At 53.9% G+C, this 21,549-nt stretch carries 24 protein-coding genes; 9 read left to right on the plus strand and 15 right to left on the minus strand.

Going from position 1 to position 21,549, the window contains the following annotated elements; all coding sequences use genetic code 11:
- The first annotated feature begins 49 nt into the window (after window positions 1-49).
- Together G544_RS0112505 and G544_RS0112510 are read left to right on the plus strand one after the other, a co-directional pair.
- Window positions 50-337 (plus strand): hypothetical protein, encoded by a 288-nt coding sequence (locus G544_RS0112505; protein ID WP_027274926.1) that lies wholly within the window; start codon window positions 50-52, stop codon window positions 335-337.
- Window positions 334-618 (plus strand): type II toxin-antitoxin system RelE/ParE family toxin, encoded by a 285-nt coding sequence (locus tag G544_RS0112510; RefSeq protein WP_027274927.1) that lies wholly within the window; start codon window positions 334-336, stop codon window positions 616-618. Before G544_RS0112505 ends, G544_RS0112510 begins: the two co-directional genes overlap by 4 nt.
- A 64-nt stretch (window positions 619-682) precedes the next feature.
- On the opposite strand, the gene G544_RS0112515 is transcribed toward G544_RS0112510, so the two are convergent.
- Entirely contained in the window at window positions 683-2,173 is a 1,491-nt protein-coding gene (locus tag G544_RS0112515; RefSeq protein ID WP_027274928.1) for a UxaA family hydrolase, read from the minus strand.
- A gap of 571 nt (window positions 2,174-2,744) precedes the next feature.
- On the opposite strand from G544_RS0112515, the gene G544_RS0112520 reads away from it, so the two are divergent.
- The 5 genes from G544_RS0112520 (at window position 2,745) to G544_RS0112540 (ending at window position 8,130) form a co-directional block, all read left to right on the plus strand.
- Window positions 2,745-4,187: a tagaturonate reductase gene (locus G544_RS0112520; RefSeq protein WP_027274929.1), complete on the plus strand. Its 1,443-nt coding sequence runs from the start codon at window positions 2,745-2,747 to the stop codon at window positions 4,185-4,187.
- Between the two features lie 133 nt (window positions 4,188-4,320).
- On the plus strand, window positions 4,321-5,328 hold the full coding sequence (locus tag G544_RS0112525) for a C4-dicarboxylate TRAP transporter substrate-binding protein (RefSeq protein ID WP_027274930.1): 1,008 nt from the start codon (window positions 4,321-4,323) through the stop codon (window positions 5,326-5,328).
- A 110-nt stretch (window positions 5,329-5,438) separates the two neighbouring features.
- Window positions 5,439-5,918 (plus strand): TRAP transporter small permease, encoded by a 480-nt coding sequence (locus G544_RS0112530; RefSeq protein WP_027274931.1) that lies wholly within the window; start codon window positions 5,439-5,441, stop codon window positions 5,916-5,918.
- Window positions 5,909-7,186, plus strand: a complete 1,278-nt coding sequence (locus G544_RS0112535) for a TRAP transporter large permease (protein WP_027274932.1) — start codon at window positions 5,909-5,911, stop codon at window positions 7,184-7,186. Before G544_RS0112530 ends, G544_RS0112535 begins: the two co-directional genes overlap by 10 nt.
- 137 nt (window positions 7,187-7,323) lie before the next feature.
- Window positions 7,324-8,130, plus strand: coding sequence for a hypothetical protein (locus G544_RS0112540; RefSeq protein WP_134389181.1), 807 nt, complete (start codon window positions 7,324-7,326; stop codon window positions 8,128-8,130).
- Window positions 8,131-8,220: 90 nt separating this feature from the next.
- On the opposite strand, the gene G544_RS0112545 is transcribed toward G544_RS0112540, so the two are convergent.
- The 5 genes from G544_RS0112545 to G544_RS0112565 all read right to left on the minus strand — a co-directional run bounded on the left by G544_RS0112545 (window position 8,221) and on the right by G544_RS0112565 (window position 13,208).
- On the minus strand, window positions 8,221-9,363 hold the full coding sequence (locus tag G544_RS0112545) for an ABC transporter permease (RefSeq protein ID WP_036023988.1): 1,143 nt from the start codon (window positions 9,361-9,363) through the stop codon (window positions 8,221-8,223).
- The gene (locus tag G544_RS0112550; protein WP_027274935.1) at window positions 9,363-10,514 is read right to left on the minus strand and encodes an ABC transporter permease; all 1,152 of its coding nucleotides are present in this window, start codon (window positions 10,512-10,514) and stop codon (window positions 9,363-9,365) included. Before G544_RS0112550 ends, G544_RS0112545 begins: the two co-directional genes overlap by 1 nt.
- Window positions 10,496-11,467, minus strand: a complete 972-nt coding sequence (locus G544_RS0112555) for an HlyD family secretion protein (RefSeq protein WP_027274936.1) — start codon at window positions 11,465-11,467, stop codon at window positions 10,496-10,498. The genes G544_RS0112550 and G544_RS0112555 overlap by 19 nt, the downstream gene beginning before the upstream one ends.
- 456 nt (window positions 11,468-11,923) lie before the next feature.
- On the minus strand, window positions 11,924-12,622 hold the full coding sequence (locus G544_RS0112560; RefSeq protein WP_027274937.1) for a hypothetical protein: 699 nt from the start codon (window positions 12,620-12,622) through the stop codon (window positions 11,924-11,926).
- A 100-nt stretch (window positions 12,623-12,722) separates the two neighbouring features.
- A complete protein-coding gene (locus tag G544_RS0112565; RefSeq protein ID WP_027274938.1) occupies window positions 12,723-13,208 on the minus strand; it encodes a zinc-ribbon domain-containing protein in 486 nt (161 codons plus the stop codon).
- Window positions 13,209-13,462: 254 nt separating this feature from the next.
- On the opposite strand from G544_RS0112565, the gene G544_RS0112570 reads away from it, so the two are divergent.
- Both G544_RS0112570 and G544_RS0112575 read left to right on the plus strand, forming a co-directional pair.
- Window positions 13,463-14,374, plus strand: coding sequence for a LysR family transcriptional regulator (locus G544_RS0112570; RefSeq protein WP_027274939.1), 912 nt, complete (start codon window positions 13,463-13,465; stop codon window positions 14,372-14,374).
- Between the two features lie 37 nt (window positions 14,375-14,411).
- Window positions 14,412-15,263, plus strand: coding sequence for a DMT family transporter (locus G544_RS0112575; protein WP_027274940.1), 852 nt, complete (start codon window positions 14,412-14,414; stop codon window positions 15,261-15,263).
- Between the two features lie 38 nt (window positions 15,264-15,301).
- Here the strand turns inward: G544_RS0112575 and G544_RS0112580 are convergent, their stop codons facing one another.
- The 9 genes from G544_RS0112580 to G544_RS0112620 form a co-directional block, all read right to left on the minus strand.
- Window positions 15,302-16,156, minus strand: a complete 855-nt coding sequence (locus G544_RS0112580; protein ID WP_036023989.1) for a pirin family protein — start codon at window positions 16,154-16,156, stop codon at window positions 15,302-15,304.
- Between the two features lie 15 nt (window positions 16,157-16,171).
- Window positions 16,172-17,164, minus strand: coding sequence for a glutathione S-transferase family protein (locus G544_RS0112585; protein ID WP_027274942.1), 993 nt, complete (start codon window positions 17,162-17,164; stop codon window positions 16,172-16,174).
- Between the two features lie 79 nt (window positions 17,165-17,243).
- Window positions 17,244-17,639 (minus strand): DoxX family protein, encoded by a 396-nt coding sequence (locus G544_RS0112590; RefSeq protein ID WP_027274943.1) that lies wholly within the window; start codon window positions 17,637-17,639, stop codon window positions 17,244-17,246.
- Between the two features lie 261 nt (window positions 17,640-17,900).
- Window positions 17,901-18,191, minus strand: coding sequence for a YqjK-like family protein (locus G544_RS20495; RefSeq protein ID WP_051155729.1), 291 nt, complete (start codon window positions 18,189-18,191; stop codon window positions 17,901-17,903).
- Window positions 18,188-18,583, minus strand: a complete 396-nt coding sequence (locus G544_RS0112600) for a phage holin family protein (RefSeq protein WP_027274944.1) — start codon at window positions 18,581-18,583, stop codon at window positions 18,188-18,190. The genes G544_RS20495 and G544_RS0112600 overlap by 4 nt, the downstream gene beginning before the upstream one ends.
- Window positions 18,584-18,592: 9 nt before the next feature.
- Window positions 18,593-18,904 (minus strand): ElaB/YgaM/YqjD family protein, encoded by a 312-nt coding sequence (locus G544_RS0112605; RefSeq protein WP_027274945.1) that lies wholly within the window; start codon window positions 18,902-18,904, stop codon window positions 18,593-18,595.
- 173 nt (window positions 18,905-19,077) lie between these two features.
- The gene (locus G544_RS0112610) at window positions 19,078-19,749 is read right to left on the minus strand and encodes a DedA family protein (protein ID WP_027274946.1); all 672 of its coding nucleotides are present in this window, start codon (window positions 19,747-19,749) and stop codon (window positions 19,078-19,080) included.
- Between the two features lie 458 nt (window positions 19,750-20,207).
- Complete coding sequence (gene crcB / locus G544_RS0112615; protein WP_027274947.1) at window positions 20,208-20,594, minus strand: fluoride efflux transporter CrcB; 387 nt, start codon at window positions 20,592-20,594, stop codon at window positions 20,208-20,210.
- 155 nt (window positions 20,595-20,749) lie between these two features.
- On the minus strand, window positions 20,750-21,549 hold an 800-nt coding region (locus G544_RS0112620), incomplete at its 5' end, for a transketolase-like TK C-terminal-containing protein (RefSeq protein WP_027274948.1).

Here is a 21,549-nt window from a genome sequence, read left to right on the forward strand (position 1 = left end):
GGGAATCTATTTGACACCACGTTTGACACCACAAAAAGAGGCGGTCTGGATGAACAGCACGATCCATTTTCGCATTGATGAAGAGACCAAGCGCCTGGCCATGAAGGCCGCCGAGCGGCAGCAGACCAGCCTGACCGATCTTCTTCGCCGCAGGGCAGAGGAGCTGGCCGAAGAGGAGCGTAAGCTTCAGAGCAATGCGCATGAAGTCTGGTTGGAAAATCAGGTTCAGGAAGCCTTTGCTCGCTATGATGCAGGACAAGGGCAGTTCATTGACGATGAGGAAATGACGCGGAAAATGGCAGAACTGAGAGCGCTGGCCGAACGGGGCGAACGGTGACGTGCGCCGTTTTTTGGGAACGCCGGGCGCAGCAGGACAGAGAGGATATCTGGCTATATTTGTACAAAGAGGCCGGTTTGCGCGTTGCGGACGCAACGGATAAGCGGTTTTACGAGGCCGTCGACCTGCTGAAGGCGAACCCCCACATGGGCGTGGAAACCGATCGTCCATATGGGCGCAGGCTGGCGCTGGCCCAGCTGCCGTTTGTCATTGTGTACGCGACAAAGCCAGGCGAAGTGCACATTCTGCGGCTGCTGCATACATCCAGAAAGCCGGCGTAAGAATAGCGCCGCGCCCTAATACCTCAGGCGCAACGCTTTTCCGTTAGGGTAACCAAATACGCTGTTAAAGCGTTACGCCGCTTTTAAAGATCGCAAGCTCCCTAAAGTCGTTTTTCTCATTGCGAGCGAGGCGTTCGCCGCTGGCGATTTGGCGGATAAGCTCAACGAACTCGGCGAGCGTGTCCTCCATGGTTTTATCGTACACCAGCTGGCCTGCATCAAAGTCTATCCAGTGCGGCTTGCGCTGGGCCAAATCGCTGTTGGTGGCGATTTTTACCGTTGGCACGAATCCGCCGTAGGGGGTTCCCCGCCCGGTGCTGAACAGCACCATATGGCAGCCGGCGGCGGCCAGTGCGGAGGTCGCGACGGCGTCGTTGCCGGGCGCGCTGAGCAGGCTAAGCCCCGGTTTTTTCAGCCTGTCACCGTAGTTCAGGATGTCGACGACCGGTGAGTCGCCTGCCTTTTGGGTGCAGCCGAGAGACTTGTCCTCCAGCGTGGAAATGCCGCCCTTCTTGTTGCCCGGCGAAGGGTTTTCGTAAATGGGCTGACGGTGGTCGATAAAGTAGCGCTTGAAGTCGTTGACCATCTTCACCGCCTGTTCAAACGTATCCCGATCGCGGCAGCGGGAGAACAGGATGTGCTCTGCGCCGAACATTTCCGGTACTTCGGTCAGCACGCTGCTGCCGCCGAAAGAAATCAGGTAGTCGGAGAACTTCCCCAGCAGTGGGTTAGCGGTAACGCCGGAAAGACCGTCGGAGCCGCCGCACTCGAGGCCGACGCGAAGTTTGCCGATGGAAACGGCCTCTCTGCGGTCGTTTTTCATCGTCCGGTAAATGTCTTTCAGGTGGCTAAGCCCCGCTTCGACCTCGTCGTTTTCCTGCTGGGCTATCATATAGTGGACGCGCTGTGCATCCACGTCGCCGACAAGCTCCCGGAAGGCATCGACCTGGTTGTTCTCGCAGCCTAGCCCGATGACCAGCGCGCCGCCTGCGTTCGGATGATGCACCATGTCGGCCAGAATGCGGCGGGTATTTTCGTGATCGTCGCCAAGCTGAGAGCAGCCGTAGGGGTGGGTAAACAGATAGACGCCGTCAATGCCCTCGGTGCCGACTTCGGCTTTGAATCGTTCGATAATCTGCCTGGCGATGGCGTTAACGCAGCCGACGGTTGGGATCACCCAAAGTTCGTTACGAATACCGATATCGCCGTTTGCCCGCGGATAGGCCTGAATGTTCACTTCCGGCAGTGAGACCTGAACGTGAGGGAACTCGGGCGCGTATTCATAGCTGAGCCCGTCTTTCAGCAGCGTTTTCAGATTGTGGGTGTGCACCAGCTCGCCTGCGCCGATAGGGGCGATGGCTTCGCCGATGGGGCTGCCGTACTTAATGATGGGATCGCGGACGTTAATTGCAAACAGCGCGATTTTCCCACCTTTATCGATATCTTCTTGTAAAACCAGCGTCCGGCCGCCCACCTCCAGCGACGTCCCCTTGGCGAGCGGCTGAAGGGCCAGCACGACGGAATCGGCTGGGTGGATAAGAATATGCGTTTTCATTTAAACAAAGCCTCAACAAGGAATGAATATAGACGTCACTTCCTTGCCCAACGAAAATATTCTAGCTCGCTTTTCTGGATTTTATCAATTTAAAAACATCGAATATTCCTTTTGTCGGTAAAAAGAAGTTGTAAAGGCAATGGAGGATTTGTGTAGCATTTTTACTTGTTTTCAGCGGGGTTAGGAGGCATCTATCGTCGATTTAGAGAGTTTAATCGTTTTATTTTCAGTTGGTTGTAACGTTTCAGCATCCATTTTAGCGAGTGATAGGGCGCGCCGCCTTATAGTTTTTTCTTATCGACTCATTAACTATTTTCCATCCCATTGGCTGTTTTTTAACAAATAAAAGCGGATTAAAAACAGCAAAACAAAATCTATCGCACGATCTTGAAACAAGAAAATCTCAAACCCGGATCGCTCCATCTACTCTTCACCCATCAGGTGTCCTTGCCCAACAGCAAATAAAATAAACTTGATTATATTTACCCAGAATAATTTGAGTCGCATGACAAAACGCCTATAGCGGCTTGAAGCGTGGCGGGTATAAAAAAGAATAAGGAAGGATTGAGAGATGCAGCGTAACTTAAATCGGCAGGATTTCCCCAAGGCCCGCTACCCGGAGAAAATCGTTCAGTTTGGCGAAGGTAACTTTCTACGCGCTTTTATCGACTGGATGGTCGATATTCTGAATGAAAAAACCGACTTCAACAGCGGTATTACCGTTGTGCGCCCAATTGATACGCCGCAGCCCAAGCTTGATGAGCAGGACGGACTTTATACCGCCGTCATTCGCGGCCTTAATGAACAGGGACAGCCGGTTGCCGAGCCGCGCCTGATTAGCTCTATCAATCGGGAAATTGCCGTTTATAAAGAGTTTGGCGACTATCTGGCCTGCGCCGAGAATCCTGAACTTGAGTGGATTTTCTCTAACACCACTGAAGCCGGCATCTGCTATAGCGATAGCGACAGCTATGACGACTGCCCGCCGGCGACCTTCCCCGCCAAGCTGACGCGCTTTTTGCACCACCGCTTTACCCACTTTAACGGCGCGAGCGACAAGGGGCTGATTATCGTTCCCTGCGAGCTTATCGATTACAACGGCGAGAAGCTGAAAGAATACGTGCTGGCCTACGCCCGCCGCTGGCAGCTGGGCGATGCGTTTATCGGCTGGGTTAATCAGAACAACACCTTCTGCTCTACGCTGGTTGATCGCATTGTTACCGGTTACCCTCACGCAGAAATCGAGAAGCTGGAGCAAGAGTTCGGCTATCGCGATCGCTTTATGGTGACGGCGGAATACTTCTATCTGTTCGTTATTCAGGGGCCGCAGTGGCTGAGAGAAAAGCTGAAGCTTGACCAGGTCGCCCTGAATATCCACATTGTGGACGACATCAAGCCCTACAAAGAGCGCAAGGTCAGCATTCTGAACGGCGCACATACCGCGATGGTGCCGGTTGCCTATCTCGCCGGTTTGCGCACCGTGGGCGAGTCTATGGCCGATCCGGTGATTTCTTCGTTTATTAATCGACTATTGAATCAGGAAGTGATCCCGACGCTCTCTTTAGAGCCGTCAGAGCTGCAGCAGTTTGCTAAAGACGTTATCGCTCGCTTCAATAACCCCTATATTCGCCATGAGCTGCAGGCCATTTCGCTTAATTCGCTAACCAAGTTTAAGACGCGCCTGCTGCCTCAGCTGTTGACCTACAGCCATCGCTTTGGCAAGCCGCCGGTACACATCGCCGCCGCATTGGCTGCGCTTATCCTCTTTTACCGCGGAGAATTCCGGGGCGAGACGATTCCACTGTCGGACGATCGCCATCTGCTTGAGCGTTTTGAGGCGTGGAAGCCGCTGTATGACGCCGATCCTCGCGAGCTGGTGCAAAACGTGCTGGCGATGTCAGATCTGTGGGAAAGCGATCTTAACCAACTTCCCGGCCTGACGGATGCGGTGAGCGGGACGCTGGTCCGTTTTAGTGAGCAAGGTATCAAGAGCGTTATCGAGAAGTTGCAATAAGATCAGACTGTGTCTTAATCGTGCCCCGTAAAACGGGCGCTTCTGTACCACCCTGAATCCGCCGTCGTTCAGACGGCGGCCAACGCAAAGAGGTCAGCCGCGCGCAGGCCTCCGGATCTGGAGAACGATAATAATGAAATTGTTTAACACCAAAGGCAAAAAACTCTTAGCAATGGCGCTCGGCGCAACCCTCGCCGTCGCCAGCTTCAGCGGTTCCGCGCTTGCCGCGGCTAAGTACACGCTGAAAGTGGCTTATGAAAATAACCCGGGAGAGCCGTTCGATTTGGCGATCCGCGAGTGGGCCAAGCTGTTTAACGAAAAAACCAACGGTCAGGGTGAACTGGTACCTTATCCAAGCTCCCAGCTGGGCTCTAAAAAAGACGTTATTGAACAGATGAAGCTGGGCAGCCCGGTTATCACGCTGGCGGACGGCGCATTTTTCTCCGACTACGTGCCGGACTTCGGCATCATGTTCGGCCCCTATCTGGGCAGCAGCTATAAGGATATCTACAAGCTGAACGCCTCTGACTGGTACAAGGACTTAGAAAACAAGCTGGACGCCAAGGGCCTGCACATCGTCACCAAAGACTGGCTGTACGGTACGCGCCACATGCTGACCAACAAGATGGTGAAGACGCCTGAAGATTTGAAAGGCCTGAAGATCCGCGTTCCTAACAACCGCATTCAGATTGAAGGCATCAAGGCCATGGGCGCCACGCCTACGCCTCTGCCGCTGGCTGAAGTGTACACCGCGCTGAACCTGAAGGTGATCGACGGCGCAGAGAACCCGATCCCGGTGCTGTATGGCCAAAAGCACTATGAAGTCGCCAAGTTCCTTATCCTGACCGGTCACGTAGAGAACGTCACCAACCTGGTGATGGGCAGCAAAACCTTCAAGAAGCTGCCGCCTGAAATTCAGACCGCGCTGGTTGAATCCGGCGATCAGGCAGGTGCGTTCCTGACCGATCTGGTGCTGAAGCAGGAGCAGGAAACCATTGAGAAAATGAAGAAAGAGGGTGTGACGGTGGTTGAAGTAGACCGCAACCTGTTTAAAGAAACGTCCAAGCCTTTCTACGGCAAGTTCCCCGAGTGGACGCCGGGCCTGTACGATAAAACGCAAGAAATCATTAATAAGCAATAAGTTAGTATGGGGCCGCGGAACTGTTGGAAATCGGCATCGCGGCCCCCTTTACCACCAACTAAAACAATCATAACGCGTCCAGTGAGTCTGGAAGTTATGAGGGGTGTCTTATGTTCAGGGTGTTAGGAAAAATTACCGATGCGCTGGCGGCTTTAGCCGTTATTGGTATCGTCGGTATCACCGTTGTTGCGGTGTTCATGCGCTGGCTGTTAAACGATCCTCTGGTGTGGGGAGAGGAAGTTCTGATCGTCTGCTATATCTGGATGATCATGCTGGGCGCAGCGTCCGCCATGCGTAAGCGTATGCACGTCAGCATTGACGCCTTTACGTCAATGTTGCCGCCGAGAGGGCAGGCGCTTTTCGCGATTATTACCGATCTGATTTCTATCGTAGCGCTGGCGATCTTTGGCTATTTGGGTTACGAGCTGGCTGAGATTGCGGAAGACAAGCTGACGTCGATTCTGGCCATTTCCTATTTCTATATCGATATCGCCGTACCGATCGGCGCGTTTGTGATGGTGTTGTTCTGCCTTCAGCACCTCTATCAGGATATTAAAAAGCTGATAAATGGGGATACGTTATGTCAGTAGCCGCCGCGTGTATTGTATTACTCTTTTGTTTCTTAATTAACGTTCCTATTTTTACCAGCGTACTGGTTGCGCTTCTGACCTACTTTTTTACCGCAGGCGACATTTCGCCGCTTATCGCGGTGCAGCGGATTATCGGTTCAGGCGAGAACGTCACGCTGCTGGCGATCCCGTTCTTTATTCTGTTGGGCAATCTGTTGAACTATACCGGTATTACCCGGCGGATGCTGAAGTTCACCGAAGTGCTTTCAGGCCATTATCCGGGCGGCCTGGCGCAGTCTAACGTTCTTTTGAGCACCATGATGGGCGGCATCTCCGCATCCAACCTGGCCGACTGCGCCATGCTGTGTAAGATGCTGGTGCCGGAAATGACCAAGCTGGGCTACAACCGCGGCTTCTCTGCGGCGATCACGGCGGCCGGATCTCTGATTACGCCAATTATTCCGCCTGGTATCGCGCTGATTATCTACGCCTTCGTCGCCGACGTGTCGGTTGGCAAGATGTTTATGGCGGCCATCATCCCCGGCCTGATGTGCTGCGTTGCGCTGATGACGACCGTATATCTTATCGCTAAAAAGCGCGGCTATAAGCCGGCGCGCACCCGCGGCCCGACCTTCGCCGAACTGTGGGAAACGGGCAAGGGCGCCATTTCCGCGCTGCTGCTAATATTGGTTATTATCGGCGGGATCCGTCTGGGCATCTTTACGCCGACGGAAGCCGGTGCGGTGGCCGTTATCTACGTTATCGTAGTCGGCACGCTGTTTTATCGCGAAATGAAGCTTCGGGACATCATCGCCTCCGTGCTTGAGACGGCGCGCTCTACCGCAGGCGTCATGCTTATCATCATGACCTGTTCCGCGCTGGCCTGGGTACTGACCAACGAGCAGATTGCTCAAGACGTCGCGGAAACGATGACCAACATTTCCGATAACCCGTACGTGTTCCTGATGATCGTCAACCTGGTGCTGCTGGTGCTCGGTATGTTCATTGAAGGCAACGCGGCGATTATCGTACTGGTTCCGCTGCTGATGCCGACGGTGAAGCTGATGAATATCGACCCGATCCACTTTGGTCTGGTGATGATACTGAACCTGGCTATCGGCTGCCTGACGCCGCCGATGGGGACGGTGATGTTTGTCGCAACCTCCATCACCGGGGTGAAGATATCCGAGTTTATTCGGGAAGTGTGGCCGATGTTCCTTGCACTGCTTGCCGTACTGCTGCTGGTTACGTTCTTCCCGGTGTTTACGACGTTTTTACCTAGTTTGTAATAACCACAATTCGACGGGCGCGAAAGCGCCCGTTTTCTTATATAAAAAGAGAAGTAATTACACGCATTGTTTTATTTAGTTTAGCGGCCTTCCGTATATAATAAGTTTTTTATAAGGCTAAATGGGATGCTAAATATATGAACAGGAATGCAATAAAAATATCTATTTCTGGTACGGGAATATTATTAATGATGATGTCTGCTAATGCGATAGCGGACGAGCGTTATGCCGAACCCAAGTTTCGTGATTTAACTGGCGATGAGACTGCATGGATTAAAAGTCAAGATTATGTACGGCAGTTTAATTGTAATTCTTTTAAAATTAATCAGAATATAAAAAAACTGGAAGGTTCCTCCGTTAAGTCTGAACCTCCAGCTTTTAGCCAGCGACCTCTTTTTCCAGAGGGACAAATGGAGTGCAGTATTTATCCTGACTATGATAATGAGGGCGTAGTTGAGATCGTTGCTCGGGAAAATGGCAAGATTGACGGCGTTCAGTACCGAGTGAGCCATACTGGAAAGGATGTAATAGGCAGTGTAGGTAATCCATTTGGTTGGGAGTTTTCCTGTGAAGCCGGCCGTAGCGGCCATGTTTGCTTCGTTGAGGGTAATGGCGATCGTTTTTATCTTCAGTATACTTCTCAGATTGAGAAGGCAAATATTCCTTCTGGTTACCTTATCAGCATGGGGAAAAACTCCGTTTTTCAAATAGTGAATTTAAGCATCGATGGAAAAGATATTAAACCGGACAATACTTATTCCATTATCTATGGTAAACAGGCCTCAGAGTTTATTAGCCAGATTAAAGAAAAGTCAGTTGTAATGGTAAGTTATAACACTCCGTCTAATAGGCAGGGGGAGTATAAAATTGAGGGGGAGGATATGCAAATTATGAGGGCATCAATTCCTTTGATAAAAAAAGCGTTTGAGCTTTATAACGAATAGTGGCGGTGCGCGTCATTAGCGTATTTCAATTTTAGATAGTAGGGAATTTCCTCTACTATCTAAGAAAAAGAGACGCTCTTAATGTATAACCTATACTCCGTGCGCTCTTTTGCTCCTCTTTCTTAATCTTCCATCCCTCAGCGCCCCGACAAACCATCCAATGGCCGCATAGGTCACGCCCAGCACCAGCAGCATCACGACGTCAAACCCCACTTCGCTAATGGAAAGCCCCATCTGGTTAACGCTGGCGATCATTTTGGTTGCCCAGGTAGAGGGCAGCAGGTGGGAGATGAACCATACCCACTTCGGCATGGACTGCAACGGCCAGATAGTGCCGGAAATATAGAATACCGGCGTCGTAACCAGCGCCAGCGTCAGGTAAACCAGCTCGACGTTGCGCAGGCATTCGGTAATAAGTTTGGCGAGCCCTAACGTGGCGAGCAGGAAGGGGAACGTTAACAGCAGCAGCTCGGGGATCGGCGCGGTTTGCCGATAGCCCAGCACCATCGGCCAGGCGACGAACAGCACAATGGAGAGAAACATCCAAATCGGAATAAGCGCCGACAGGCAGCCAAGATAGACCGGCAGCGGCGGCTTGCCCTGCGGCAGCGTGTGCAGCACGATGCTGGTCCGCGTGCCGGCAATCAGCAGCGAGTGCTGGAGCAGCATCACCATCAGGCCGGGAAAGGTAATGGCGGCAAAGCTGACGCCGGGGTTGAACAGGTCGACGGTCTGCGCATCAATGGGTAAGAGAATGCGTTCTATCTGCGCCGGCGTAAAGCCATTATTCATCAGGATGTCCTGATTGTAAGAAAGCGACATGGTTCGATAGGCGGCAACTACGTCCCGCTCTATCTGGCCGTTGGCCAACCGGCTGGTGGCGTCGCCATAGGCGGGTATGGTGACGTTTTCGCCGTGAAGAATGCGCTTTTCCATGTTGTGCGGCAGCACGACCATGGCAAACAGCTTGCGGTTCATCAGGTCGCGCTTAGCGCTTTCAACGTCGCCATAGCCGATAACGGCAATCTTGGCGCTGGCGTCAAGGCTGCGCGTCACCATCCTGCTGGCCGCGCTGTGGTCAAGGTCGACGACCGCAACGGGCAGATCCCATACGGTCTGATTGGCATACACCAGGCTCATGATGCACAGCGAGCAGAGCAGCAGCATCCACATCGGCTTTTCCAGCAGGCGGGTCATGATCATCATGAAACCGCGAAAATAGGCTTTGAACATCAGCGAATGTCACTCCCCTGTAGGCGCTTGGGCAGGCGTTTGCGTACCAAAAGCGCGGTGAGCAGCGGATAAATAAGCAGCAGGCCGCAGACGTAGAACAGGGACGACGCCGGGAACCCCCGCAGGAAGACGTCGAACAGGGCGTACAGCGCGTGGGTTAGCGGTTCAATGTTGGCGATTATCTGGGCAATAAGCGGCATGGACAGCTCCGGCACGGCGGTGCCGGAATAGGTCATGGCGATCCCCACCAGCAGGCCAATTAGCGAGTAGGCGCTGATGATGTCTTTCGTAAAGGTGAACAGCAAAAGCCCGATGCTCTGCGCCGCCATAATGTAGAAAAAGCCGATAGCCAGCATGAACAGCGGGTTGCCGTTGATGCGCGCGCCGGAATAGAGCGCCAGAGCGGCGATTTCCACCATCAGCAAAATGGTGTAGCCGATGGTGTAGGGTGCAAGCTTTCCAAGCACCGCCAGCCCAAAAGGACGGGCGTTGAGCAGGATTTTACGGCGGCTTAAAACGTAAATCGTACAGGTAACGACGAACAGCTGGAGGATATGAACCGTGGCGGCAAACAGCTGGTAATAGATAAAGTTGCCGCTGGCGTTAAACAGGCTCTCGTAAGAGAGGCTGACCTGTGCCAGTGGGGGAAGCGGATGGCCGATAGCGGTGGCGACGATGGCCGAATAGGTCTGATTCAGCTCAGACGTCAGCCCGGGAAAATCCTGCGTTGAATAGAGCCCCGCGCCGTAAAACAGGCCGTTATAGTAAAGCACCGTGCTCGGCTGGCGGCCTGCCAGCACGTCGGCCTCAAAGTTGTGGGGAATGTAGAGCAGGCCATAGACCTCGGCCGAGCGCAGGGCGATAGTCGCCTGCTCCAGATCGTCGCTATATTGATGAACCTGCGCGTGAGATCCCGCGTCCAGCGCCCGAACGAGCTTGCGCGACAGCGTCGAGTGATCGTTATCCACTACGGCGACCGGCAAATCCAGCATCGTGCCGGCCGAAAAGTTGGCGCAGATAAGGGTGAACAGCAGCAGCGGAAAGATCCACATCAGCCAATGCACGACGATACTGCGGGACGCCGCCTGCGCTTCAACGTGGAAGGAACGGTGAAAGCAGCGCCAACGCGCCCTTAGTCTTCCCATTTCCATAAGGCGCTCATTCCGGGACGCAGCCCGTCGACAGGTTTGGTCGGATAGAGGCGGACCTCAAAGGTTTTCAGGTCGAAGTCGCCGGTTGCTCGCGTCGCCCGTTTGGTAGCGAAGTCGCCCATCGGTGAAATAAAGCGGACTTCCGCCTCGACCTGAAGATTATTCAGCGCCGGTACTTGAAGCATCACTTTGTCGCCTTTACGCACGTGGGCCAGAATATCTTCACGCAGGTTGTAGACGAAGTAGGCGTCAGGCAGGCGAATGACGGTCATTAGCGGGCTGGCGGCGTTGAGCAGTTCGCCAAGCTCAGCGGGGATAGTGCCTATCTCACCGTCAACCGGCGCTTTGACCAGCAGGTCTTCCTGCTGAATCTTCACCTGGGTCAGGTTCTCCTGCGCCTGATTCAGCGCCGCGGTGAAGGCTGCGCGCTGCTCCGAGCGGTCGCCGTGCTGGGCTTCGTCCAGCAGCGCCTTTGCCGCGTTTACCTGATGCAGCGCCGTATCGCGGGCCTTCAAAGAGGCGTCAAGCATAGAGGCTGACACATAGCCTTGGGACGCCACGCTGCGGTTGCGCTGGTAGTCTTTTTCGGCGTTTTTGTAGGTGGCCTGAGCCTGCGCCAGCGAGGCTTGAAGATTACGGATGCTCTCTTCGCGAGTGCCGTGCAGTGATTCATCCAGCCTGGCTTTGGCCTGATCGCGAGCGGCTTCCAGAGACTTCACCTGAGCGTCCAGCTCCGGGCTGTCGAGCTTCATCAGCAGCTGGCCGGCCTTAACGTCGTCACCGCGCTCGAAGTAGCGCTCAACGACGCGCCCCTTCGCTTTTGAGGTGACGAGCACTTCCGGCGCGTCGACTTCTCCCTGTAAAAGCACGTACTGATTGTGGGCGCGAAACAAAACGGCCAGCGCAATAACGGCGATAATGAACAGCAGCGTGATGATGGATTGTTTCTTCATGGTTTAAATATTGTTATCGCTATGCTTAGAGTATACGGTTCCGATAAACAGCGTGAGTTAAGCTCTTGTCTCTTTTAAGTCGCGTGGTTTGGCTTATTCTGGATGCTAAAAATATTCCACCGCACAGCAAGATAGTAGTCTGAAATCAGATTAATAGCCGTATTACCAGAAACTTGTTGTTCTTCGTTGTTCTACAAGGAGAGAAGCTGACGCTTTCACGAACGGAAACGGAGTGGATACGTGATTCCTGCTGTGTGCGGTGAATCGATTCTACCTGAATCTCTGAGCGCCTCATAATCATCCGTTAACATAACGTGCTATATTTTTTAGCATGAAATAAATCGTCCTTTATTTCACTCTTTGTCCCGTTCATCGCGCTGTAGCCGCCAGAGTTTAGCCACGTTCGTTGCGTTTTGTTTGATGTTAATTAGCGTGAGTTAACAAGTGTGCAATGATTTATGGCGTCGGTATGGCAGAATGCTCTTCGAAACGGCAGTTTGGCGCATTCAGGCGGATAGCGGCCAAAATCTGTTTCAACGCCTCCTGGTACTCATCTTCATCCGTCGCTTTGCTTTTCTTCGCAATGACATAGCACAGTCCCAGCTTTTTGTTTAACTCGGTTGCTATTTGGTAGAACGCCTCTTTTTCACGTACGTAGGCAATTTTGGTCACCGCAATCGCGCTCGCTTTATTGGCCGGGCTGGTAAACGTCAGCACGCTGTTTTCAAGACGTACGCGGTGCAACCCTTCAAACTTCGACAGGCTTTTTAGCATGGCGCTCTTAGTCACGCGGAGCGTTTGATGCCGAATGGCCGCTCTGACGCGTGATTGGGAATGGCGCGCGATGAGGTATTGAACGCAGGCGTTTCCATAGCGACGCCAGAGTACGGCATAAAGCGCAATAACGATAACTAGCGCAATGATCGCGCTGAGCGGCGAACCGGTTCTCGGCGCAACGATGCCCCATTCAGGCAGGCAATAAAAAACGATGATGGCGAACAGCGGAATAGCATACTTAAACAATAGTGGAATAGCCCTGTGCCAAACGGTATCGATCTTCTTTAACCGAGCGTCATAGTTAGCCTGCGCTTTGAGATCGGCTTTTTCCGCCATAGTGCGGATGTCACTGCTGTCCAGACTGAATTTAAGCTCCATTATCGCTTTTGGTCCTGTGTTTGTGTCGCGAAGGCTTTGGCCCAGCCGACTCTCTTGATGAGATCGTCGAGCAAAGGCGCAACCAAGCGCCATAGATGGCTTAAAGGATCGTTTCTCTACGCTGGGCTGCCTGCGCTTGCGGCAGATCGGCGCCGCAGCTGGAGCAGTTTTCAACCTGCTCATGGAAATCAAAATGACAGTTCGGGCAAACCCGATGGTTCCTGTCGGTAACGGAATAGACGATTTCTTCCGCCTCTTGGGGCGTCCAGTCCTGATTGCGAAGCTTACGAATAATCATCTGGGCCGGCATGCCTGAAATCAGATCCTGATAGATTTCATACTGCAGCTTTTCCCGCGCGGTAGGCGGCACGTATTCCAGCACGTCTTCGTTATAGTTGGTTTCACACGCTTGGCACTTAACGTATCTGCCCAGCGTTTCGGTAGGGAAAAGTGGAATGAAGTAGAGCGTGAAGTAGCTCGACACCTTGATTTGACTATAGTTTCTTTTTTGCCCATCGCAGTTTGGACAGTGGAACTCTCCCTGCGACTCGACCTTTTCCCTGGACTTGCTGCCCCAAATAATCATATATCTTCCTTGATAGTAAACGTTAGCCTCAGCATAAGGCTATAGGGATACGAAAAATATCGGATAGGGGAAAAGGAGTCAAATGGCTATTTGTTATATAGGGACAGAAATACTTTTCGAGGATGAAAACTAATGGCAGAGCGGTATCAACGCTGAGTGGCGATGGTCCAAATATATCGAGTAGGCGACTGGACGCCCGGCAGCCAACACGTTAGTCTGACGCCACCCTATTATCAACCGTTTGGCAAAAAGCGATGAACAAAGACAAAGCGCTGACGCTTGAAGCATTACGAGTGATGGACGCCATCGAACGCCGGCGCAGCTTTGCCGCCGCGGCGGAAGAGCTGGGAAGAGTGCCCTCGGCGTTAAGCTATACCATGCAAAAGCTTGAAGAAGAGATGGACGTTCTGCTGTTTGACCGCTCCGGGCACCGGACCAAGTTTACGCCCGTAGGCCGCCTGCTGCTGGTGCGGGGGCGCGTTCTTCTTGAAGCGGCAGACAAGCTGACGACCGACGCTATGGCGCTGTCCCGCGGTTGGGAAACTCATATCAACATCGTTGTCGAAGTGCTGGCTCCCGCCTATCGACTGTTTCCTTTGGTTGAGCGTCTGGCGGAGAAGTCCGATACCCAGATGAGCATCACGACCGAAGTGCTGGCAGGCGCGTGGGAGCGGCTGGAGCAGGGGCGCGCGGATATCGTTATCGGCCCGTCGGACTACCTTCGCCAGTCGTCGGAAATCAACTCTGCCCCGCTGTATACCGTCACCAGTTTCTACGTTGCCGCGCCGGATCACCCTATTCATCAGGAAGCATCGCCGTTGGAAGAGGCCACCCGGCTGAAGTATCGCGGCATCGCCATTGCGGATACGGCAAAGGACCGGCCGCTGGTGACCGTTAAGCTGTTGGAAAAACAGCATCGGCTTACGGTCAGCTCTATGGAAGATAAGCGCCGGGCCCTGCTGGCGGGGCTGGGGATCGCCACGATGCCGCTAGACAATATTCGGGAAGATCTGGAGGCCGGCAGGCTGAAGGTTATCGGCGACGATCCCGGTAGCCGGGTCGATATCATCATGGCCTGGCGTCGCGATCAAATCGGTAAGGCGAAGGCATGGCTGCTGCGGGAAATACCTAAGTTGTTTGTCGTGCGAGAAAGCAACGCAGACTGAGTCATCTTTCTATACTTTGGGGTAAGGATAGTAGAACATGACGCGCCGTAGCGCTCTGTTGCAAATGCACGTCGCGGCGGTGCTGTTTGGCCTGTCGGGTATTTTTGGCAAACTGATTGTAGCGGGCGTTGCCGTGCTGGTGTTCGGCCGGGCGGCGGCAGGCCTGTTGGCGCTGTCAGCGATGCTGCTGAAAGAGGGGCGCTCTCCCTGGAAAGGGCTTGGCGTCAGGCGGATTGTCTACCTGATGGCATTGGGAACTCTGCTGGCAGCGCACTGGCTGACCTTCTTCGTGGGCATTAAGGTGGGCGGCGTGGCGGTGGCGACGCTCGGCTTTGCGGCCTTTCCCGCCTTTGTCGCGCTGTTTGAAAGCCTGCTGTTTCGCGAGCCGTTGACGAGGACGGAATATATCCTGATTGCGCTGGTTTCTTTAGGGCTGGTGCTGGTTACGCCCGAGGTTAACTTTACCGCCGGTGCGACTCAGGGGCTTCTTTGGGGCGTTCTTTCCGGCTTGACTTACGCCCTGCTGACCATCGGCAATCGGAAGGTGGCGGCGACGCTTTCGGGCATACAGGTCAACTGGTGGGAGAGCCTGTCCGTGATGCTGTGTCTGCTGCCGTTCGCTATTGGCGATGTGTCGCAGACGCCGTGGCTGGACTGGCTGTGGATTGCCTGTCTGGGGCTTTTATGTACGGGCCTTTCCTATAGCCTGTTTATTAACGCGCTGCGAGTGATTAACGCTCGCACTTCGGCGATGATTATCGCTCTGGAGCCGGTATACGCTATCGCCATTGCTTGGCCGCTGTTTCATGAACAGCCTACGCTGCGAACGGCGTTTGGCGGGGCGTTGATTATTCTGGCCGTCGCCTGGTCCAGCCGACAGAAAGGATAAACGCAGGGCGACTTTCACCCGAAAGTCGCCCTGCGGAATTAGCCGACAAAGCGGCCGCTGTTGTAATCGTCGATCGCCTGGCGTATCTCTTCGACGCTGTTCATCACGAACGGACCGTACTGAACGACCGGCTCGTTGAGCGGTTTACCCGCCAACAGCATCGCCCGCCCGCCGCGTTCACCGGCTTTCAGGCGCAGGGCGTTGCCTGCGGTGAGCAGGGCGCTTTGGTCGAAGTTCAGCTTTTTCCCCTCAACCTCCGCTTCGCCCTCAAAGAGAAACAACAGGGCGTTGAGCTCTTCGGATATCGGCAGTTCGACCGTTTCCCCTGCCTCAAGGCGAATATCGGCAATCAGCGGGCGGGTGGCTGACGCCTGCACCGGGCTTTGATAGCGCATTCCGCCCAGCTCAAGCTGGCCTGCGATAAGTGTGATTTCTCCGCCCTGAGCCAGCGGAACTTTAGGCAGGTTCGCCGCTTCGATGTTCTGGTAGGCGGGCGCCTTCATTTTTTCAGCGCTGGGCAGGTTTAGCCAAATCTGAAAGCCGCGCATGGCGCCGTCCACCTGCTGGGGCATCTCTGAGTGAATAATGCCTTTTCCTGCGGTCATCCATTGAATGCCGCCGGTTTTCAATTCGCCCCGATGCCCTGCGTGGTCCTCATGCAGCATATTGCCCTCAAGCATGTAGGTAATGGTTTCAAAGCCGCGGTGAGGGTGGCTTGGGAAACCGGCCAGATAGTCTTTAGGATCGTTAGAGAAAAAGACGTCCATCATCAGATAAGGGTCCATTCTCTGCCGGTCGCTTTGCCCTAACGCGCGTTTCAGGCTGACGCCTGCGCCGTCCTGCGTCGGCATAGCGGGGAAGACGGCGGCGATTTGGCGAAATGATGCATTCATCGTTGGCTCCTTATTTTATTGTCTTTCAAAGTGCGCCCTGCGCAACGTCGGCGCATCAAGGTCTTGTTCTGGCCCGATGGAGATAACGCCCGTCGGGTTAATGGTCTTATGGCTGCGGTAATAGTGGTGGCGAATGTGGTCAAGGCTCACCGTTTCCGCCACGCCGGGCAACTGATAAATATCCCGCAGAAAGCCATAAAGGTTCGGATAGTCGCTGATGCGCTTTTTGTCGCACTTAAAGTGAGTGACGTACACCGGATCGAAGCGCAGAAGCGTCGTCCACAGGCGAATGTCGGCTTCCGTTAGCTTTTCTCCGGTCAGAAAGCGGCTTTGGCTTAGCCTTTCTTCCAGCGTATCCAGCGAGGTAAACAGCGCAGTAACGGCTTCCGTATAGGCATCCTGCGACGTGGCGAATCCCGCTTTGTAAACGCCATTGTTAACAGTCGGGTAAATCCACGCGTTCAGCTCGTCGATTTGTTCGCGCAGCTCGGTAGGATAGTAGTGGCCTTCCCGCGCACCGACGCCGTCAAACGCGTCGTTGAACATGCGGATGATTTCCGATGATTCATTGTTAACAATGGTGTTTGTTTGCTTATCCCACAGTACTGGTACGGTAACGCGCCCGGTATAGCTGGCGTCGGCCTTCAGGTAGAGCTGGTACAGGTATTCCAAACCAAACAGCGTATCGCCGGTCGCGCCGGCGAAGTCCGTGCCGAACGTCCAGCCGTTTTCCAACATCAGAGGGTGAACGACGCTTACGCCGATGGCTTCCTCCAGTCCCTTTAGCTTGCGCACGACAAGCGTACGGTGAGCCCAAGGGCAGGCGAGGGAAACGTACAGGTGGTAGCGCCCCGGTTCGGCTTTGAACCCTCCTGCGCCGGTCGGGCCCGGTTGGCCGTCGGCAGTGACCCAGTTGCGAAACTGAGAAGGCATACGCTTGAAGCGCCCCTGAGTTGAGGAGGTATCGTACCAAACGTCTTGCCAGATACCGTTAACGAGCTGTCCCATAGTAACCTCCTGCGGTTGTCTCTTGAGTTCATTGCGAACCGCGCCGTAAACGATGGCGCGGTTCGGCGTTAAAAAGGGCTTACCACTTTTTCTTCAGAAAACCGTCGATGCTCCAGGCGCCGGGACCGGTGACCGCCAGCAGAATGTAGCCGCCGGCGATGGTCATGTTTTTCATGAACATCAGTGAGTTAGCTCCCTGAGAGAAGTCTATGTGGAAAATCAGCGCGGTCATCAGCGTGAAGAATGCGGTGAAAAGCGCCGTCGTACGGGTCAGGAAGCCGAACAGAATGGCCAGACCGCCGCCGAGCTCCAGTAGAATAACCAGCGGCAGCATAAAGCCCGGGACACCCATCGACATCATATACTGCTGCGTGCCCGCGTAGGCATCGCCCAGCTTGCCGTAGCCGGCAACGATAAACAGAATCGGCATTAAAATACGGGCGACCAGTAATGCCAGATGGGTTAGGTTTTTCATGATGCTTACGACTCCTGAATAAAAAATTACGTTTTGGTTTTTTCACTTAATCTGTGAATAAGCTCACAGTTGTTTACGGGGTTAATCGTAGTCCAGGATTGGAAGCGTTGTTAGCAAGAAGAATTGCACGATTTATTCAATAAATTTGATAAAGGAAATGATGGCTGTGATTTAGGCTTAGTGGGGAATTGATGGATATTTAGAAAGGGGATTTCGCTATTTTATGAGAATAGCGTCAGATTTACTGTTTTATAAAAATGGCTATGAGGCGCGAAGCATTTGGTTAACGTAGCGTACCCCTCGGCAGGCAAGCAGCGCCCACTGGCCTTTACGCCAGAGCTTGCGCGGATTTCGCAGCGCATAAACGGTAAGCAGGGTGATGCTTGCGCTTACAATAATCGGATGACGGCGGGCCATTTGCCAGCCGCCGTCCAGCGTTTGGGTGCTGTTTAGCCAGTTTTGCCGCTCGTCGGCAAGCAGTTCGCGCTGCTGCTCGATACGCTGCAGCAGCTGCGCTTTTTTTAGATGCCTTTGTAGAGCGCGCTCGTTCATTGGCCTTTTTCCAGACGGCTGCGATCGAGGCTCAGTTGGGCGCGCGTTTCTTTTAAGAACGTAGAGCGGCGCGCTTTAGCGAGCGTCCAAAAGCCAACGCCCAGCGCCAGGCAGAAAAGAATGCCGGTAATGGAGATAAGCGTCACGACCCGATAGGCAGGATCGATAGCCAGACAAACCAGAATAAAGAGCCCCATCAGGCAAAAGCCGGCGAACAGCAGAGTAAGCCCCGCCATAATCAACAGCTGGACCAGATGGGCTTTCTCTTCCTCAAGCTCAACTGCGGCCAATTCCAGACGCGTCTGCGCAATGCCGATAAGCAGAGTAAAAATGCGCTGTACAACGCTCAGGGCGCCGCGACCGGGGCCCTGAGAAGTCGTTGCGTTTGACATGGAAAAGCCTTAGCGACGCGCTAACAGAACGCCGATCACCAGCCCTACGGCAGCGCCGATACCGACTCCGGCCCAGGGCTTTTCGTGAACGTAGTCATCGGCTTTGCCAGCCACCTCTTTTGTCTGAGAGGCAATTTTACCGCCGGTTTCGCTCAGGCGGGCGCGTGCTTCTTTCAGCAGACCTTCTGCTTTCGTATAAAGCTTTTCCACTTCTGCGCTGGACTTATCGGTAGTGGACTGAAGGGTTTCCTCCAGCGTAGTGACCAGACTCTGAAGCTCTTCTTTTAGCGGCTCGGAAGTGCTTTCTGTTTGCTTAGCCATGAGATACCTCCTTTGTTTAAAAGTGAAACGTGCTTTTTAACCATAGTCGATTCTTGTGGGTTGTTAAAGATGAAATTGCGGGTTTATTAACCCAAAAGAGGAGCTTTGCGCTTTTTTACAATAAAAAACAAAACGGCGCCGAGAGGCGCCGCTAAAAATGCTTAAATCTTGAGTTATTTGCTGCTGGCCGCCTGGCCTCTCTTTTTACGCCAAATCACGATAACGGAACCAACAAGGCCAACGACCAACAGCACGATCGGCAGCAGAACGAGGCACTTCATCAGCTGGCTTTCATATTGCGCAAACAGCTTGGAGCTGCCAAGCCCGTAGCCGAGAGCCGTTAAAATGAATACCCACAGGAAGGCGCTCATCCAGTTGAAGAACTGGAAGCGGTTGCCGCTTAGGCCGGAAATGCCGGCAAGCGTTGGCAGAAGGGTACGGACAAACGCCAGAAAGCGGCCGATAAACAGTGCGGCCAGGCCGTGGCGATGAAACAGATTGTGGGCGCGTTGGTGATAATGGGGCGGTATATGAGAAAGCCAGTTCTGCACCACTTTGGTATTGCCGAGCCAGCGCCCCTGAAGGAACCCGATCCAGCTTCCGATGCTTGCGCCCGCGGTCAGGACAACCAGCGCAATAGGATAGTTGATTGCGCCTTTGGCGACTAAAACGCCAACCAGCAGCAGCAGGCTGTCGCCGGGTAAAAACGCCGCGGGCAGTACGCCGTTCTCTAGCAGTAAGATAGTGAACAGAATGGCGTACAGCGTCCAGACCAGAGAAGGATTTGTCAGCATGGCGACATCATGGTGCCAGAGCGCTTGCCAAAGCGTATGTATTACATCCATTTCATATTCCTAAAACATCGGTGTTACCGGGGCGTCTACCTGGGTAAAACGGTTTACTACCAATCGCCGTTCATCAAATCGGGCGAACATTTACGTAAAACAGCGGCGCTTAACTCTTCCAAATCCGTGAACGTTAGCGCATCTGTGGATAATTTTATCGTGATACTTAAGTATTGTTTATCAGTGTAGCCTAGCCTGAGGTCGGTATTGGGGGCTACCCGACGGATTTTCTTCTTCACCAAGCGGCTTAAAGAGGGAAAAACGGTGCCAGCACTGTATCAAAGTTCATTTTGCCGCAACAGATAAAAAACGGCATTCGGCGCGTTTATTAATTATCTTTTAATTTCTTTACAGAGGCGACGGCGCAGGATAACACCGTTGCCAAGCGGCGTTTTTGATAAAGACCAAAAAAACGGTGGGATTCAGCGGCGCTTTTAAGCACCGCCTGTGGATAAGTTTTAGACAGCTTTGTTCAAGCACTGATAGCCGATGTAGACGGCAAGCAGGCACAGCGCGACGTTTGCGACGATGTTGGCTGCGGCCTTAAGCCATTCGCCTTGGGTAAACAGCGCCAGCGTGTCGAAAGAAAAGGTAGAAAACGTCGTTAGCGCGCCGAGAAATCCAACGCCGATAAGCGGTCGCCAGTGGGGGGCAATAAGAGAGCCCTGCGTCAGCGCGGCCATGAGCAAGCCCATAATCAAAGAACCGATGACGTTGACCGTAAGCGTCGCATAGGGGAAAGCGGTACCGAACCACTGGGAAAACCAGTTGGTTATCTGGAAACGGCTGATAGCGCCGACGGCGCCGCCGAAGGCCACGATGGCCAGGGTCAGGGCATAGCTCATGACGAAACTCCCGGTGTTGCTATCTTCGTCGCGTTGAAGTAAGGGATTTATATTACAGTGGAAGGATGCGTTGTATAGCAAAAAATGGAATAAAGATAATGCTCCCAGCGGCCGAAAAAGGCGCCGGGAGCGTCTACAGCGTTATTTCAACGGCTTTACTTCAAAAGCTCTCTTGCCTGAGTCAGCACGTTGTCCACCGTAAAGCCGAACTCGGCAAACAGCTGCTCCGCCGGGGCGGATTCGCCGAACGAGCGCATGCCGACGATGCGGCCATTGAGGCCCACGTACTTGTACCAGAAGTCCGCAATGCCTGCCTCGATAGCTACGCGAGCCGTCACCGCCGACGGCAGCACCGATTCGCGGTACGCGGCGTCCTGAGCGTCAAACGCTTCGGTACACGGCATTGATACCACCTGCACGCGACGGCCTTCCGCCGTTAGCTTCTCGGCCGCATCCACCGCCAGGCTCACTTCTGAACCGGTAGCAATCAGCAGCAGCTCCGGCGCGCCTTCGCAGCCCTTCAACACGTAGCCGCCGCGGGCCGCGTCTTCCAACTGCTTGGCCGTACGCGGCTGCTGCGCCAGGTTCTGACGGGAGAATATCAGCGCGCTCGGGCCGTCCTTACGCTCCAGCGCCGCCTTCCACGCAATGGCCGATTCCACCTGGTCGCACGGGCGCCAGGTGCGCATGTTCGGCGTCAGGCGCAGGCTGGCCATTTGCTCTACCGGCTGGTGGGTCGGGCCGTCTTCGCCCAGGCCAATCGAGTCGTGGGTGTAAACAAACAGGCTGCGGATTTTCATCAGCGCCGCCATGCGCACCGCGTTGCGCGCATATTCCATAAACATCAGGAAGGTCGCGCCGTAGGGGATAAAACCGCCGTGCAGCGCAATGCCGTTCATGATGGCCGACATGCCGAACTCACGCACCCCGTAGTGAATGTAGTTGCCCGCCGCGT

Source organism: Leminorella grimontii ATCC 33999 = DSM 5078 (genome assembly GCF_000439085.1).
In the GTDB taxonomy this organism is placed as follows: domain Bacteria; phylum Pseudomonadota; class Gammaproteobacteria; order Enterobacterales; family Enterobacteriaceae; genus Leminorella; species Leminorella grimontii.